This window comes from Motilibacter rhizosphaerae, assembly GCF_004216915.1.
GTDB lineage: Bacteria > Actinomycetota > Actinomycetes > Motilibacterales > Motilibacteraceae > Motilibacter > Motilibacter rhizosphaerae.
Window position 1 is genome coordinate 1 of the sequence record NZ_SGXD01000009.1, and the last position, 14,948, is coordinate 14,948.

A 14,948-nucleotide genomic window follows, 5' to 3' on the forward strand; every position below is an offset into this window, starting at 1 on the left:
GAACGCCCCTCGAGGACCACCTCGCGCATGAGCATGAGCAGTCCCGCCCGCCTCCTCCCCCAAGCTCGATTCACGCTGCCGGGAACAACCCGATTTCACTAGGCAGAGCACGAGGAGACGGACGGACACCCGCCCAGGGCTTGACGCGAACCGCGTTACGTTGCTCATGCCGCCCTTCGCGCGCCCGCAACGTCCGCAACTGCCGAAGAGCGGACGTCGGCGGAGGCAGTCTCGAGGACTTGCCCGTTCCGATCCTCGAGAGCGGCCTGCCGGCTCACGTGATCAGCTGGACCTTGCGCGCGCACGGACCGTAGACGCGCGCACGCACGGCCGCTAGCGTGCGAGACATCCGGTGGACGGACGCGACCGTTCCTGTGCCCGGGTGCGGACGAACCACCAGAGGCAGCGCCGCCTGCGAATCCCCGCCCATGACCAGAGGGACCGTCCATGGCATCTGCCCTGACCTCTTCGCCCACGCCACGCCGACCGCGCCGAGCTGCCCGACTGCGCGCCGGGGCGGTCACCCTGCTCACCGTGCTCGGCCTCACCGTGAGCGGCACGACGACCGCTGCGTCGGCCGCACCCGCTCCCGCGAGCGGGCCGGTCACCACGTCACACGTCGCCGCCTGGGGCCTCGACGACTACGGTCAAGGGGATGTGCCGCCCGGGCTCACCGATGTGACTGCGCTCGCCGCCGGAGTCCGCCACAGCCTGGCGCTCAAGGACGACGGCACCGTCGTCGCGTGGGGCGCCGACTTCTCCGGGCAGACGGACGTGCCTGCCGGGCTCAGCGGCGTGGCCGCGATCGCCGCGGGCGAAGCCCACAGCCTGGCACTCAAGTTCGACGGCACCGTCGCCGCCTGGGGCTACGACCAGTACGGCCAGACCGACGTGCCGGCCGGGCTGGGCAACGTCACCGCCATCTCCGCGGGCGATGACTTCAGCATGGCGCTCAAGTCCGACGGCACGGTCGCGGCCTGGGGCAACGACATCGACGGCGCGACGGACGTGCCGGCCGGGCTGCGCGGCGTGACGGCGATCACCGCTGGCGGCGACGACGCCCTGGCGTTGAAGTCCGACGGCACCGTCGTCGCCTGGGGCTCCGACTTCGCCGGTGAGAGGGACGTGCCGGCCGGGCTGAGCGACGTCACCGCGATCGCCGCCGGGAGCGACCACGACCTGGCGCTCAAGTCCGACGGCACCGTCGTGGCCTGGGGCGACGACTTCGCCGGCGAGTCGGACGTGCCGGCCGGGCTGAGCGACGTCACCGCGATCGCCGCCGGCGGCGGCTACAGCCTGGCGCTCAGGTCCGACGGCACCGTGGTCGCGTGGGGCGTCGACTCTTATGGGGAGACGGACGTGCCGCCCGGGCTGAGCGGCGTCACCGCGATCGCCGCGCGCGGGGACCACAGCCTCGCGCTCGTCGGACCTGCAGGCGCGGTCCGCGCCGACGCGACCGCCACCCTGCTCGGGCGCAACCTCCGAGTCACGCTTCCTGCCACCTTCGCGCACACGACCGCCACCGTCAGCGCCTACATCGCCGGCGCGTGGACCGTCCTCGGCAGCGACGACGTCACCGGCCTCGGCCAGGTCTCGCTCCGTCTCACGCGCACCCAAGCCGCCACCTTCTTCAGCGGGGAACGGATCCGCGTCACGGACGGCACGGAGACGTGGCAGATCCCCCTCACCACCGCGCCCCCTCCCCCCAGCGGGCCGCTCACCAGCTCCCACGTCGTCGCCTGGGGCGACCACGAAGCCGGGCAGACGAACGTCCCGAAGGAACTCACCGACGTGACCGCGGTCTCCGCCGGGTTCAGTCACGGCCTCGCCCTCAAGACCAATGGATCTGTCGTCGCTTGGGGACGCTCAGAAGGGGCGGCCGTGCCAGCCGGGCTGACCGGGGTCACCGCCATCTTCGCCGGCCTGGACTACAGCTACGCGGTCAAGTCCGACGGCACCGTCGTCAAGTGGGGCAACACATACGCCGGCGGAGGGGCGGTGCCGGCCGGGCTGACCGGCGTCTCCGCGGTCTCTGGCGGCGACTCCTGCTCCCTGGCCCTCAAGTCCGACGGCACCGTCGTCGCTTGGGGCGACAAGGACGATGTGTTCGGCTGTGCGGTCGTCCCGGCCGGGCTGACGGGCGTGACGGCGATCGCCGCCGGCGGGGAACACAGCCTGGCGCTGAAGTCCGACGGCACCGTCGTCGCCTGGGGCTACGACCGCTGGGGGCAGTCGGACGTGCCCGCCGGGCTGACCGGCGTCATCGCTATCGCCGCCGGCGGCGACCACAGCCTGGCCCTCAAGTCCGACGGCACCGTCGTCGGCTGGGGCTGGGACTTCGCCGGTCAGACCGATCCGCCGGCGGGGCTGACCGGCGTCACCGCCATCGCCGCCGGCGACGGCCACAGCTTGGCGCTCAAGTCCGACGGCACCGTCGTCGCCTGGGGCTACGACGGGTACGGCGAGACGAACGTGCCGGCCGGGCTCACCGGGGTCACCGCCATCTCCGCGGGAAACTCCGGCTACTTCAGCCTCGCGCTCGTCGGGTCCCCGTACCGGACCGACGCCACTGCCGCTCTGGACGGGCGGGACCTCCGCATCACGCTCCCCCCCTACATCGGGAACACGACCGCCGCCCTCGGCGCCAACATCAGCGGCGCATGGATCCAACTGCCCACCAGCCGCGTCGCCAAGAGCGGACGCATCCACCTCCACATCACCCGCACGCAGGCCGCCGATCTGCACACCGGCGATCTGATCCACATCACTGTCGGCACCGACGCCTGGCAGATCCCACTCAGCTGACTACTTCCCGCGCCTCTCGGCGCCACAAGCACGGCACCCGCGCCACGAGCACTCCCGGGTCGCCGCGGAACGCCCACCAGGGCGAGCCGCGGCGGCCCTTGGGCATCCCAACCCCGACGTCCCCTCATGCCGCCGAGCGCGTGGCGCGCGACCATGCCGCGCCGAGTGGGCGGCGCGTCAGGGACGGTCGCCGCCGACCACCCGCCCGGGGCCCTTGTGGTCGCCGCCACGCGGGTCTCCTACCACCGGATGCCCAGGCCCCTGGTGTCGCTGCCTCGTTGCAGACCAGGCGCACCACAGACGCCCGAGGACTTCACTGCTGGAACGCCCACGCCACCATGAGAGGCAACTCTTCTCGCCAGAACCGGCCGCCATGCGAGCCCGACCGCTCCGTCAAGGCGACCTGCGCTCCGGCGTCGCGCAGCGCATGCGCCCATCGCCTCGCGTTCTCGAGGAAGAACGGCTCCTGCCGGCCCGCGACCAGGTACGTCCGCGGAACGACGCCTCGTATCTCGGCAGGCGGTCGGAAGCCTCCACCGGGCGACGCGCACAAGACCGCTCCGTAGATCTCCGGGTGCCGTAACCCGAGGGCGAGCGCCATTTCTCCACTCGCCGAGACACCGAACACGCCTGTGCGGGCGGCGGGCAACGCGACGCCGAACTGAGCGTGCACCCACCTACGCACGTCCCCAACGAAGAACCTCTCGTGCGCGGCGAACCGCTCCGGGTCAAAACCCGGAGAGTACTCGTGAAGCCTCACCGTCTCGTCCGGCACACGGTGTGCGGCGACGAGCATGGTGGGCGGTCCGCCTGCCGCCTCGAGGGCGCGGCCCCAAGGCGCGGTCACCTGCCCATCGCCGGCAAACACGACCGCCTCCGGCGGCCGAGCCGGGAGATACACCGTCACCTTCCGGCCGCCGTCATACCCCAGCGTCTCGGTCAGGCACTCTCCCAGCGCAGGCTCCATGTCGACAGGGTCGCGCAGCCAGGGGCGTGCTGGCGACTCATCCGCCGACCTGCCGAGCCAGTTGAGCCTGCAACACAGACCACCTACCGACGGCCGCGCGCTGAACCGGCGAATGCACTCTGCCGCCGGGCGCGCGCCGCGCGACCTCCGCTCAAGCGGCTCTGCGCGCGCTAGGCGACGGCAGAGCTACCCCTGATGGGCTGCCAGGCCGTCGAGGATGAGCCCGAGCATGGGGTCGGTCCGCTCTTCCGCGGCCCGCCAGAGCGCCCCAGTCAGCTGGAGGTAGTCGCGGGGGTCGGCGTCCGAGCGGATCGTCCCGTCCTGCTGCCCGGCCTCGAGCAGGTGCGTGATGGCGGCGACGACGGGCCCGTACGTCTGATCGCTGATGGAGCGGTGCGCGGCGGGGCTGAGTGCATCACCGAGGCCGTGCTTCCGGCGCATGGCCGCGACGAGCTCGACCGTCCAGCGCCGCAGCGCCTCGCGGGGCGGTGAGGACTCGAGCAGCCTGGGCGCCGAGGCGACGAGCGCATCGACGTCGGCCTGGTACACCGCCAGGACGAGCGCCTCGCGGGTCGGGTAGTGGCGGTACAGGGTGCCCGCACCGACGCCGGCGAGCTGGGCGACCTGGTTCATCGAGACGGCGCCGTCCTCGGCGAAGGCACGTCGCGCGACCTCGAGGATGCGCGCCCGGTTCTCCACCGCGTCGGCCCTGACCACAGTCCCCTCCCCTTGCCTTTCCGGAGACTTCTCCATCACCGTAAGTGGAGAACTCTCCGCCAGAGTAAGGGAGCGGCGTGGACTACCTCAAGCTCGGGACGACCGGCCTCGACGGCTCACCGGTCGCGATCGGCGCGATGACGTACGGCGAGCCGGACCGCGGGCACCCGGTGTGGTCGCTCGGCGAGGAGGAGAGCCGTCCCCTGATCCGGCACGCGCTCGAGGCCGGCATCACCTTCTTCGACACCGCCAACATGTACTCGAACGGATCGAGCGAGGAGATCCTGGGGCGTGCCCTGAAGGACTTCGGCCACCGGGACGAGGTCGTCATCGCGACCAAGCTGCGCCACCCCGTACGGCCCGGTCCGAACGGCCGCGGGCTGTCCCGCAAGGCGGTCATGACCGAGGTCGAGCACAGCCTGCGCCGCCTCAGTACCGACTACATCGACCTCTACCAGGTCCACCGCAACGACCACGCGACCCCGCTGGAGGAGACCCTGCAAGCCCTCTCCGACCTGGTCACCGCGGGCAAGGTCCGCTACCTCGGCGCCTCTTCGATGCACGCGTGGGAGTTCGCCAAGGCCCTGCACCTCCAGCGCGAGCACGGATGGGCCCGGTTCGTGAGCATGCAGGACCACGACAACCTGCTCGCTCGCGAGGAGGAGCGCGAGATGATCCCCCTCTGCCTGGACGAGGGCCTCGGCACGATCGTGTGGAGCCCCCTCGTGCGCGGCCGCCTCGCCCGCCCCTGGGAAGAGGCGCGGTCCACACCCCGTGCCGAGGCCGACGCCGACTACGCCGACCTGCTCTACACCCCCGCCACCCGCGACGCCGACCGGGCCATCATCGACGCGCTCGGCACGATCGCCGACGACCGTGGCGTCAGCCGAGCGCAGATCGCCCTGGCATGGCTCCACCACCAGCCCGTCGTCACTGCACCCCTGGTCGGCGCCCGCACCACCGAGCAGATCGACGACGCCGTCGCCTCCCTCGACCTCGAGCTCGACGACGACGAGATCCGGGCCCTCGAGGCTCCCTGCACGCCGCGCTACGACGTCCAGGGCGTCTCTGACGAGGCCGAGCTCGAGGCCATCCGCCGCCGTGTGCCCGGCATGCGCCTGACCAGCTGACCCCGGCTGCCGGTCCCGGTCGTGTCCGGCACCCCATGTGGTCCCTCGTCGAGGACTGTCGAGGACTGGCCCTAGGGACCCGTGGGCGGGGTAGTCGGTCGAGCTGGGCACTCAGGCATGGCGCACGATCGAGTGGCTGCGCCCGGGATGTGCGCGCGGTCGGGTCGACGGCGCCGTCAGCACCCGACAGCGCTCAGCCGAGGGCGCTCCCGGCGAACTCCGCGGTCGTCGGCACCGCTCGGGACTCCCCGGCCTAGGCCGTGCCGGAGGCGCCATGGCGCTGGGGTGGGCCGTCCGCTCGCCTGCTCGTCGTCACGGCCACTCTCGACGGGCTCGGAGGGATGACCCACTGCGCCACACTGGCGAGGTGAGCAGCGTCGTCCCCTCCGACGTCCTGCGCGCGGCCACGGGCAGCGACGTCGCCCTGCAGGTCGTGGAAGAGCCGATCCACGGCAGCAGCGGCGCTGCCACGGCAGAGGTCGTCCGCCTGACGGAGACCGTGGTCACCCACGGGCAGAAGCGGCCGTTCAGCGTGATCCACAAGACCGTGCGCCCGCTGAGCACGGGACGGCACGCCGAGATGGCGACGAGGCCCGACCACTGGGCGTACTGGCGTCGTGAGCCGTTGGCCTACGCCGCGGCCGTGCTCCCCACCGGACCGGGGTTCCGCGCGCCCCGGTGCTTCGGGGTCCATCACGACACCGCGTACCTCGAGGACGTCGCCGGCGGCCGCGAGGACCCCCGGCGGGCAGCCGAAGGCCTATGCAGGTGGCAGGCCACCTCCCGGGTCCCGAGCGTCGACTGGCTGGCCGCGCACCAGCTCGAGCAGCGGATCGCGGTGACCCACCTCGACTGGACGACCGTCGATGCCGACCCTCGTGCCGTCGCCATGTGGGAGGCACGAGACAGGCTGCTCGACGAGCTGGCCGTACTGCCCCGCGTGCTGTCCCACGGCGACTACAGCCTCGGCAACCTCATCGCCGCCGACGACGGCGACACCGTGGCCCTCGACTGGGGGACGCTGGGTGCGGCACCCGCCGGTGCGGACCTCGCTCACCTCGCCCTGAGCTCGCTCACCGACCCGCTGCCCGCCTACCTGGCCGCCTCACTCGACGGGCCCTCCCCGGACGACGTGTCGCTCGGCTACCGCACCACGCTCGTGCTCACCGGCTCGAGTCGGCTCCACTGGATGCTCAGCAACAGCGTGCCCGTCCCTGCCGGCTACGTCGACTTCCTCCAGGAGCACCGTCCGCCGGTCCTGCGACCGGAGCACCTCTGACACAGAGCTACCGGAGGCGGTGCGCACTCGCCGGGTCCCGCTCCGCAGTCGCCCGGAACGGGCTGGAGGCTCGCTGCCCTGCTGGCCGTCCGTCGGGTCGTGCTCGAACCGACCTACGGGCGATCGTGCAGGAACCAGGCATCGCCTTGAGTGAGGGCCAGCGCGAGCTCCCACTGGTCGACCTGCAGGCTTGGTCCTGCAGCGAGGAGCTGTCCAGCCACGGTCCAGGCCTCCTCGCCGACGGACGGCCGGCGCGCGACCAGGAACTGGCGCATCGTGCCCCAGGAGGCGACCAGTTCCGCGCCCCACCGCTCCGCCCAGTCCCGGTGGGTACGCGCCTGCAGGACCCCGTCGTCGAATCCTTCCCCGTAGTGCAGCCATGCCGGAGCCAGCCACTGGTCAGGTGTGGGGAGCAGGGCCAGGCACACCTCGTCCGTCGGCTCGAACCACTGCTCAGTAGAGGCGTACGACGCGGCCGATGCGGAGGCCCGCGCCAGTAGCGACGGGTCCGACAGCACGACCTCGTAGACCCAGCGGTCCAGGAGAGCAGGAATCGTCGGCAGGACGAGCTCACGCCGAGCCCTCTCCACCAGGTCGGCTCCGCCCGGCTTCGGCAGACGCCAGGACAGATCCGCCTCGTCCACCTCGGAGTCATCGGCGTGCTGCCACACGCTGTCCCAGGGATCCCCCTCGACAGCGGACAGGCGCTTCAGCTCCTCGACGTCCTCGCGACGAGGACGCAAGTCCCAGATCCGGAGGTCCTCGAGCATCACCGCGACCGGCCAGCGACCTGTCTGCGGGACGACGGACCTGGCGGCACGCCAACTCGTCAGCACCTGGTCCGGCTGGATCCCCTTCACTAGGAGCAGCCCGGCAGGGGTTTCCGCGACCGCGCAGCGCTCGAGCACGGTCCCGTTCAACGCTGCTGCGACCTCGGCCCGCTCCTGCACCATGACGGCATCGTGTCAGCCACGTCCGAACACCTGCTCATGCCGCGGGTCATGCCGTCGTCGGGCCGACGCTCTAGGGGATCTGGCAGTCGACGTCGACCTGGTTGTCCTCGTGCGCGACGACGCGGAGGAGCTGAGCCGCGGCGCACGTCACCGAGCCGCCATAGGCAGGACTGGTCGTGCCGGTCACTGCGTAGCTGCCTACGGGGAGATCCGCGGAGAAGTGCCCGGCGCGAGCCGCCACCACCGTCGTCTGCCGCTCCTCTCCCGGGGACGGGCGGAGGGTGATGACGCCGTCGAGCATGTGCACCGGAGTCTCACCGGTGGCCGTCACCGGACCGCCGACCATGCGGAAGAGACCCTCGACGTGGGCTCGAGCAATGGGCTCGTCGGAGGCGCTGCACGCCGCTAGCGCGAGCGAGCACGAGACGCAGGGGCGTGGACACGCCCTTCAGCCTGGCAGCGGCTCTCACCGCCCACAGTCTCGCCGCCCTTGCCGAGCGCACCCCCGGCAGCTGGGGCTCCCCCAGGACCCCTGGCTCCTCAGCGTTGCAACGCGCCCGCCGCCGCTCACGACGCGGCCGGCTCGGCGAGCAGCCGCGTCGCGGCAGCGATGCGCGCGGAGTGCCCCCGCAGGCCCAGCTTGGCGTAGACGTTCTGCAGGTGGCGCTCGACTGTCCGGACGCTCAGGTGCAGCGCCGACGCGACGACCTCGTTGTCCTTGCCCTGCGCCACCAGCTGCAGCACCTGCAGCTCCCGGTCCGTCAGCAGCTCGCGCACCGGGTCGTCAGGAGCGACCGAGGCGTCGGGCTCGAGGAAGCGGCGTACCTCGTCGACGAAGACCGCCCAGGCGGGCTCGTCGGCCAGCACGATGTGGTTGTTGCTCGGCAGCGCCACCAGCCGCGCGTCCGGGATGCCGGACGCCAGCTCGCGGCCGAACTCGAACTTGTTCATCTGGTCGCCCGTGGAGTGCAGCACCAATGTAGGGACGCGCAGCTGCCCGAGCAGCGCGTCGACGTCGGTCTCCCGGCGCTGCTGGCGGGCGATGACCGCCGTCGAGGCGGACGTCGCCATGCGCTGCAGCTCGTCGAGCCAGGTCATCTGCTCCTCCGTGGCTCCGGGGATCATGAGGGAGGTGAACACGCGGCGGAACGTCGAGTCCGGGCGCCCCCACCCGGCCCGGATGAGCGGCTCGAACGCGTCGTCGACGTGACGGTCCTCCTGGGTCATCAGCCGTGTCGCGTTGGAGAAGCTGCCGTAGAAGAGCAGTCGCGTGACGCGCTCCGGGTGCCGGGCGGCGTACGCGACCGAGACCGGCCCGCCCTGCGCCATCCCCATGAGCGCGAACGACGGGAAGCCGGCGGCATCGGCGACCGCCTCCAGGTCGCCCAGCCGGGCCTCCAGGCCGTGGTCGGTGACGTCCCAGTCCGACATCCCGTGGCCGCGCTCGTCGTAGCGGATGACGGTGGCGAACTCCCCCAGGTCGGTGAGGAAGTGCCGCCACACCGGGCTCTGCCAGTCGAACTGCAGGTGGCTGAGCCAGCACGTGGAGACCAGCAGCGCCGGCCCGCGACCGTGCACGGCGTACGCGATGCGTACGCCGTCAGGGGCCCGGCAGAAGCTGACCTTCTGGCGGGATGAGGGCGCTCCAGCCACCTCCGCAGGCTAGCGCTGGAGGTACGCGGGCAGCCGCACGTTTCCCGGCGACCAGGCGCGGCTGACCCGGTGCCGCCTGCCGTCCTGCCCGTCAGGGCAGACCGGGACGAGGGATCCGCTCGACCGGGATCCACAGCTCCGCCTCCGTGACCTGACCCACGCCCACCGAACTCAGGTGCAGCAGCTCCGGACCGGGTCGGCTGACGTAGGGGTTCGACGGGAACCACTGGGCGAAGACGTCGCGCCAGAGCTCCTGCACCGCCGACGGGTAGGCGCCGCGGTGCTCGAACAGCGCCCAGGTCCCGGCCGGGACGTCGAGCCCCTGGAGCCCGTGGACCACGGTCTCCCGGTGGGTCACCGCCCCCACCCAGTAGTCCACCTCCGCACCGTCCTCGCGGCTGTCGGTGCGGTAGACGAAGGCGGAGACGACGCCGCTCGGCCCGGCCAGCTGCTTCATCTCCAGGACCGCTGCCTCGTCGAGCCCGGTCACGTGGGCCGTGGCATCGGCGTTGACGCCCTCGCGCACGACCGGCAACCGGGCCACGACGCCCACGAGGCGGAAGGCCTCCCGCTCGACGACGCGGTAGCGCAGGCTGGTGGCCCCCTCGACGACGAGGCGGAAGGACATGCGCGGCTGGGAGGTCAAGGTCGCACCCGTACGCCGCGCCTCGCCCGGTCCCACCCCGTGCACGGAGCGGAACGCACGGGCGAAGGCCTCACCCGAGCCGTAGCCGTAGCGCACGGCGATGTCGAGCAGCGTCGACTCCCCCGCAACCACCTCGGCGCCGGCCAGGGTCATCCGGCGGCGCCGTACGTAGACCGGCAGCGGCATGCCTGCCAGCGCGGAGAACATGCGGCGGAAGTGGTGTTCCGAGACCGCTGCGATCCGCGCGAGCGCCGCGACGTCGACCTCCCGGTCGAGCTGGAGCTCGAGGTGGTCGAGCGCCTCGTTGAGCAGTTCCAGCACCGTGACCTCCGTCCTGAGCGCCGGTCCCGAGCACAGCAGCACACATCATGGCCTCGTCGCGGACCCGACGGCACCGGCGCGGGAACGGTCGGGTCGGCCTCCCGGCGACGGCTGACGCTGGGGTCATGAGCGAGCCACGCGGGACCTGCGACCCCCGGTTCGACCACGTCCGGTCGACCTTCGAGGAACTGCTGCAGCACGACGAGGGAGGCGCGTCCGTGGCGGTCGTGCTCGACGGCGAGCTCGTCGTCGACCTCTGGGGCGGCTACGTCGATGCCGCGCGCTCCGCCCCGTGGGAGCGGGACACGATCGCCTGCCTCAACTCGACGACGAAGAACCTGGTGTCGCTCTGCGCCCTGCTCCTCAGCGACCGCGGCGCACTGGACCTCGACGCGCCGCTAGCCGCGTACTGGCACGAGTTCGCCGCTGCCGGGAAGGAGGGAGTGCTCGTGCGGCACGTCCTGTCGCACACCGCCGGGCTCCCTCACCTGCCGGGCGCGACTGAGGTGGCGCACCTGTACGACTGGCCGCGGATCACCGCCGGCCTCGCCGCAGCGGCCCCGGCGTGGCCGCCGGGCACCGCGGGTGGGTACCACGCGCTCTCCTACGGCTATCTGGTCGGAGAGCTCGTCCGCCGTACCAGCGGATACGGCATCGCGCGCTTCTTCGACGAGCAGGTGGCCGGTCCGCTGGGTGCCGACGTCCACATCGGGCTCGCACCCGAGCACGATTCCCGGGTCGCGCCCCTCATCCCGCCGCCCTCCCTGCAGGACGACTACACCGCGACCGCTCCTGCAGCAGCGGCGCCGGATCTGCAAGGGGGTGTGCGGATCCGCGTGCGCGACGTGAACTCCCTCGCCTGGCGGCGTGCCGATGTCCCCGCCGTCAACGGCTTCGGCAACGCCAGGTCCGTCGCCCTGGCGCACTCCGTGCTGGCGGGTCGCGGTGTCGCGGCGGGAGTGCGTCTGCTCTCCGCCGCCGGCTGCGCACCGGCGTGGCAGCCCGTGTGCACCGGAGTGGACCGGGTGCTCGGGGCGCCGGTCACCTGGACCACCGGCTTCGCCGCGTTCGGTACGGCTGTGGGCTGGGGCGGGTGGGGCGGGTCGCTCGTGGTGAGCGACCCGACGGCCGGCATGACCGTCGCGTACGTCATGAACCAGATGCGCGACCGCGACCGTCACGGCGACGACCGCGGCCTCTCCCTGGTGCTGGCCGCGTACGGCGCGCTCAGATGACGGGGCCGTGGGTTCGACGCCACGGCCCGGTCCCAGAACCTGCGCGTTCCCCGCCAGTCCGCGTCCGAGGCGGCCGCAGCAATGGGTGATCACGCCGATGTGGCGGATCGCCCGGCGCTCCTAGCGTCGACCGAGCCCGAGCACGAGCTCCACGAACCAAGGAGAAGAGCAGATGGACCAGGCATCCCTGACCCAGGACCCGATCAAGGCCAAGCACCGCGCGATGTGGGCGATGGGCGACTACGACCGCGTGTCGGTGGAGGTGGTCGGGGGCTTGGGGCCGGTCCTCGTCGACGCCGCCGGCATCGCTCCCGGCGAGGAGGTCCTCGACGTGGCCGCCGGCTCCGGCAATGCCAGCATCCCCGCCGCCGCGCTCGGTGCCCGGGTCGTGGCCTCGGACCTGACCCCCGAGCTGGTGGAGACCGGGCGGCAGCGCGCGGAGAAGCTGGGGCTGGCGCTGGACTGGGAGGTCGCCGACGCGGAGCACCTGCCCTTCGCCGACGACCGGTTCGACGTGACGATGTCCTGCGTGGGCGTGATGTTCGCGCCGTTCCACCAGCCGGTCGCCGACGAGCTCGTGCGCGTCACCCGGCCCGGTGGGCGCATCGCGCTGGTCAACTGGACCCCGGAGGGCTTCATCGGGCAGCTGTTCGCCGCGATGAAGCCGTTCGCCGCTGCACCGCCGCCCGGTGCGACGCCCGGTCCGCAGTGGGGCGTGGAGGAGCACGTCCGCCGGCTGTTCGGCGACCGGGTCAGCGGCGTACGCGCCGAGCGTCGGCTGCTGGCCGTCGACAGGTTCACCTCGGGTGAGGAGTTCCGCGACTACTTCGCGGCGCACTACGGACCGACCATCGCGGCGTACCGCAACGTCGCGGACGATCCCGAGCGGACCGCCGCGCTCGACCAGATCCTGGTCGACCTGGCCGAGACCCATGGCGTCACGAGCGGCTCCTTCGGCTGGGAGTACCTGCTGCTCGTCGCCGACGTCGCCTAGCAGCCCCGGACGCGCCGCCTTCGGCCTGCAGCGAACCTGCCTCGCCACCCACCGCCTCCCCCGCTACGGTCCGTCCATGGGCGACGTCATCGTGCTGCGCACTGGGGAGTCCGAGCCGTTGTGGCGCGTCGCGGTCGGCCGGCAGCTCCGCGACGAACGGCGCCGACGCGGGGAGCGCATCACAGACGTCGCCGAGCGGGCCGGCCTCTCGCCGCAGTACCTCTCCGAACTCGAGCGCGGCCTCAAGGACCCGTCGTCGGAGATGCTGGCGGCCGTGTCGGGTGCCCTCGAGCTGTCCGTCCACGAGCTGACCCGGTCGGCCGGGCAGCACCTGGCGAGTCGACGCCGCGGCCCGGTCTGCCTCGCCGCCTGAGCCGCGTCCTCAACGCCCTGCCTGACCCGGCAGCGCTCGGCGGGTGAGCACCTCGTCGACGACGCCGTACTGGAGCGCCGCCTCCGCGGTGAGGATGAGGTCGCGCTCGGTGTCCTCACGGACCTGCTCCGCGGTGCGTCCCGTGTGGGTGGCGAGGATGGTCTCGAGCATCGTGCGGATGCGCTCGACCTCGTCGGCCTCGAGGACGAGGTCGGGGATCGTGCCGCGACCCTCGGCGGCGGGAGCGTGGATGACGACCCGCCCGTGCGCGAGGATCTGGCGCTTGCCGGGCGCGCCACCGGCCAGGAGCACCGCGGCCGTGGCGGCGGCCTGGCCGACGCACACCGTGGAGATGTCGCACCGGACGTACTGCATCGCGTCGTAGATCGCGAGCGTGGCCGGGATCGACCCGCCGGAGGAGTTGATGTAGAGGCTGATCGGCTGCTCGTCGTTCTCGGACTCGAGATGGATGAGCTGGGCGATGATCGCGTTGGCGACGCCGTCGTCGATGCCCGTGCCGAGGTAGATCACGCGCTCGGCGAGCAGCCGGCTGTAGATGTCGACCGTCCGCTCGCCCTGGTTGGTCCGCGTGGTGACGTACGGGATGGTGTAGCTGCTCATCGACGCACGCCCAGACCGACCGGGTGCTGCAGGCCGGGCAGGATCTCCTCGGCCGACTCGACGATGCGGTCGACGAACCCGTAGTCGAGAGCCTCCTTCGCGCTGAACCAGCGGTCCCGGCGGGAGTCCCGCTCCACGGTCGCGACGTCGCGCCCGGTGTCCTCCGCGATCAGCTCGAGGACGGTGTCGCGCGTACGCCGCAGGTCCTCCGCCTGGATCGCGATGTCCTGCGCGGCGCCTCCGATACCCGCGGATCCCTGGTGCAGCAGCACTTTCGCGTGCGGCAGGATGAAGCGCTTACCGTGCGTGCCCGCGCTCAGCAGGAACTGCCCGGCGCTGTAGGCCATGCCGAGGTCGACGGTCGCCACATCGCACGGCACCGACCGCATGCAGTCGCGGATGGCCAGCATGCCGGGCACGGACCCGCCCGGGGAGTTGATGAACAGCCGGATGTCGGCGTCGGGGTCCTCGGCCGCCAGCAGCAGCAGTCCCGCGCAGAGGCGGTTGCTGTTCTCGTGCTCGAGGGGCTCACCGAGCAGCAGGATGCGGCGTTCGAACAGCCGCCGGTAGATCTCTTCGTCCAGCTCGTGGCCGGGGGGCCGGGTCGCGTCGCTCATGCTGCGAGCGTGGGCGATCGACGGCTGGGATGTCTCGCCGTGCTGCCCAGAGCAGTGCTGCTGTCAGCAGCCGCGGCTCAGCCCGCCCCCTCCGGACCCAGCCCGCGCAGGTGCGCCCGGGTCCGGCCGAGCATGTCGGCGAGGCTCACCAGCTGCTCGCGGTCGAGCACGTCGACGAGGTTCTCGCGCACCACGCGGACGTGCCCTGGCGCGGTACGCCGCAGCACCGCGTCGCCCTCGTCGGTGAGCACGGCGAGCACTCCGCGGTCGTCACCGGCGTAGGCCTCACGGCGTACCAGGCCGGACTTCTCCAGCTGCGCGACCTGGTACGTCAGCCCGCTGCGCGACGCGACCAGCGCGTCGGCGAGCTCCGCCATCCGCATCCGCTGCTCGGGCGCCTGCGCGAGCCGGGTGAGCAGCTCGTACTGCGGCTGCGTCAGTCCTGCGTCCTCGCGCAGCTGCCGGTCCACGCGGCGGAGCAGCAGGTTGCTGGTGTCGAGGAAGGCCACCCACGCCTGCATCTCGACGTCGTCGAGCCATCGATCGGTCATGCCAGCACTCTAGCGGTTGATTCGAACTCGAACGATGTTGTACTGTCCTCGTCGTTCGAACTCGAACTACCCGGGTGACCGCCCGG

15 protein-coding genes are annotated in these 14,948 nt (G+C 72.0%); 6 read left to right on the forward strand and 9 right to left on the reverse strand.

Features of this window, described 5'->3' with window-relative positions; genetic code table 11:
• Positions 1-534 precede the first annotated feature (534 nt).
• Positions 535-2,805 carry an RCC1 domain-containing protein gene (locus EV189_RS20870; protein WP_231116594.1) on the forward strand — a complete coding sequence of 757 codons (2,271 nt, stop codon included), beginning with the start codon at positions 535-537 and terminating at the stop codon, positions 2,803-2,805.
• A 313-nt stretch (positions 2,806-3,118) separates the two neighbouring features.
• Here EV189_RS20870 and EV189_RS19575 read toward each other — a convergent pair whose 3' ends face one another.
• Both EV189_RS19575 and EV189_RS19580 read right to left on the reverse strand, forming a co-directional pair.
• A complete protein-coding gene (locus EV189_RS19575; protein WP_130494698.1) occupies positions 3,119-3,772 on the reverse strand; it encodes an alpha/beta hydrolase in 654 nt (217 codons plus the stop codon).
• 186 nt (positions 3,773-3,958) lie between these two features.
• A complete protein-coding gene (locus tag EV189_RS19580; RefSeq protein WP_130494699.1) occupies positions 3,959-4,489 on the reverse strand; it encodes a TetR/AcrR family transcriptional regulator in 531 nt (176 codons plus the stop codon).
• Between the two features lie 77 nt (positions 4,490-4,566).
• On the opposite strand from EV189_RS19580, the gene EV189_RS19585 reads away from it, so the two are divergent.
• Positions 4,567-5,619, forward strand: coding sequence for an aldo/keto reductase (locus tag EV189_RS19585; RefSeq protein WP_130494700.1), 1,053 nt, complete (start codon positions 4,567-4,569; stop codon positions 5,617-5,619).
• A 367-nt stretch (positions 5,620-5,986) separates the two neighbouring features.
• Positions 5,987-6,898 (forward strand): phosphotransferase, encoded by a 912-nt coding sequence (locus EV189_RS19590; protein WP_231116595.1) that lies wholly within the window; start codon positions 5,987-5,989, stop codon positions 6,896-6,898.
• Positions 6,899-7,011: 113 nt separating this feature from the next.
• Here EV189_RS19590 and EV189_RS19595 read toward each other — a convergent pair whose 3' ends face one another.
• From EV189_RS19595 to EV189_RS19610, 4 genes are all read right to left on the reverse strand, one after another.
• On the reverse strand, positions 7,012-7,851 hold the full coding sequence (locus tag EV189_RS19595) for a DUF4253 domain-containing protein (RefSeq protein ID WP_130494702.1): 840 nt from the start codon (positions 7,849-7,851) through the stop codon (positions 7,012-7,014).
• 70 nt (positions 7,852-7,921) lie between these two features.
• A complete protein-coding gene (locus EV189_RS19600; protein WP_130494703.1) occupies positions 7,922-8,197 on the reverse strand; it encodes a hypothetical protein in 276 nt (91 codons plus the stop codon).
• Between the two features lie 221 nt (positions 8,198-8,418).
• Entirely contained in the window at positions 8,419-9,504 is a 1,086-nt protein-coding gene (locus EV189_RS19605; protein ID WP_130494704.1) for an alpha/beta fold hydrolase, read from the reverse strand.
• A 91-nt stretch (positions 9,505-9,595) separates the two neighbouring features.
• Entirely contained in the window at positions 9,596-10,471 is an 876-nt protein-coding gene (locus EV189_RS19610; protein WP_130494705.1) for an AraC family transcriptional regulator, read from the reverse strand.
• Between the two features lie 125 nt (positions 10,472-10,596).
• Between EV189_RS19610 and EV189_RS19615 the strand changes: the two genes are divergently transcribed.
• The 3 genes from EV189_RS19615 (at position 10,597) to EV189_RS19625 (ending at position 13,073) form a co-directional block, all read left to right on the forward strand.
• Positions 10,597-11,706 (forward strand): serine hydrolase domain-containing protein, encoded by a 1,110-nt coding sequence (locus EV189_RS19615; protein WP_130494706.1) that lies wholly within the window; start codon positions 10,597-10,599, stop codon positions 11,704-11,706.
• A gap of 172 nt (positions 11,707-11,878) precedes the next feature.
• Positions 11,879-12,700 (forward strand): class I SAM-dependent methyltransferase, encoded by an 822-nt coding sequence (locus EV189_RS19620; RefSeq protein ID WP_130494707.1) that lies wholly within the window; start codon positions 11,879-11,881, stop codon positions 12,698-12,700.
• A 76-nt stretch (positions 12,701-12,776) separates the two neighbouring features.
• Positions 12,777-13,073 carry a helix-turn-helix domain-containing protein gene (locus EV189_RS19625; RefSeq protein WP_130494708.1) on the forward strand — a complete coding sequence of 99 codons (297 nt, stop codon included), beginning with the start codon at positions 12,777-12,779 and terminating at the stop codon, positions 13,071-13,073.
• A gap of 9 nt (positions 13,074-13,082) precedes the next feature.
• On the opposite strand, the gene EV189_RS19630 is transcribed toward EV189_RS19625, so the two are convergent.
• The 3 genes from EV189_RS19630 to EV189_RS19640 all read right to left on the reverse strand — a co-directional run bounded on the left by EV189_RS19630 (position 13,083) and on the right by EV189_RS19640 (position 14,862).
• Positions 13,083-13,694, reverse strand: a complete 612-nt coding sequence (locus EV189_RS19630) for a ClpP family protease (RefSeq protein WP_130494709.1) — start codon at positions 13,692-13,694, stop codon at positions 13,083-13,085.
• Entirely contained in the window at positions 13,691-14,311 is a 621-nt protein-coding gene (locus EV189_RS19635; RefSeq protein WP_130494710.1) for a ClpP family protease, read from the reverse strand. Before EV189_RS19635 ends, EV189_RS19630 begins: the two co-directional genes overlap by 4 nt.
• A 77-nt stretch (positions 14,312-14,388) precedes the next feature.
• Entirely contained in the window at positions 14,389-14,862 is a 474-nt protein-coding gene (locus EV189_RS19640) for a MarR family winged helix-turn-helix transcriptional regulator (protein ID WP_130494711.1), read from the reverse strand.
• Between the last annotated feature and the right edge of the window lie 86 nt (positions 14,863-14,948).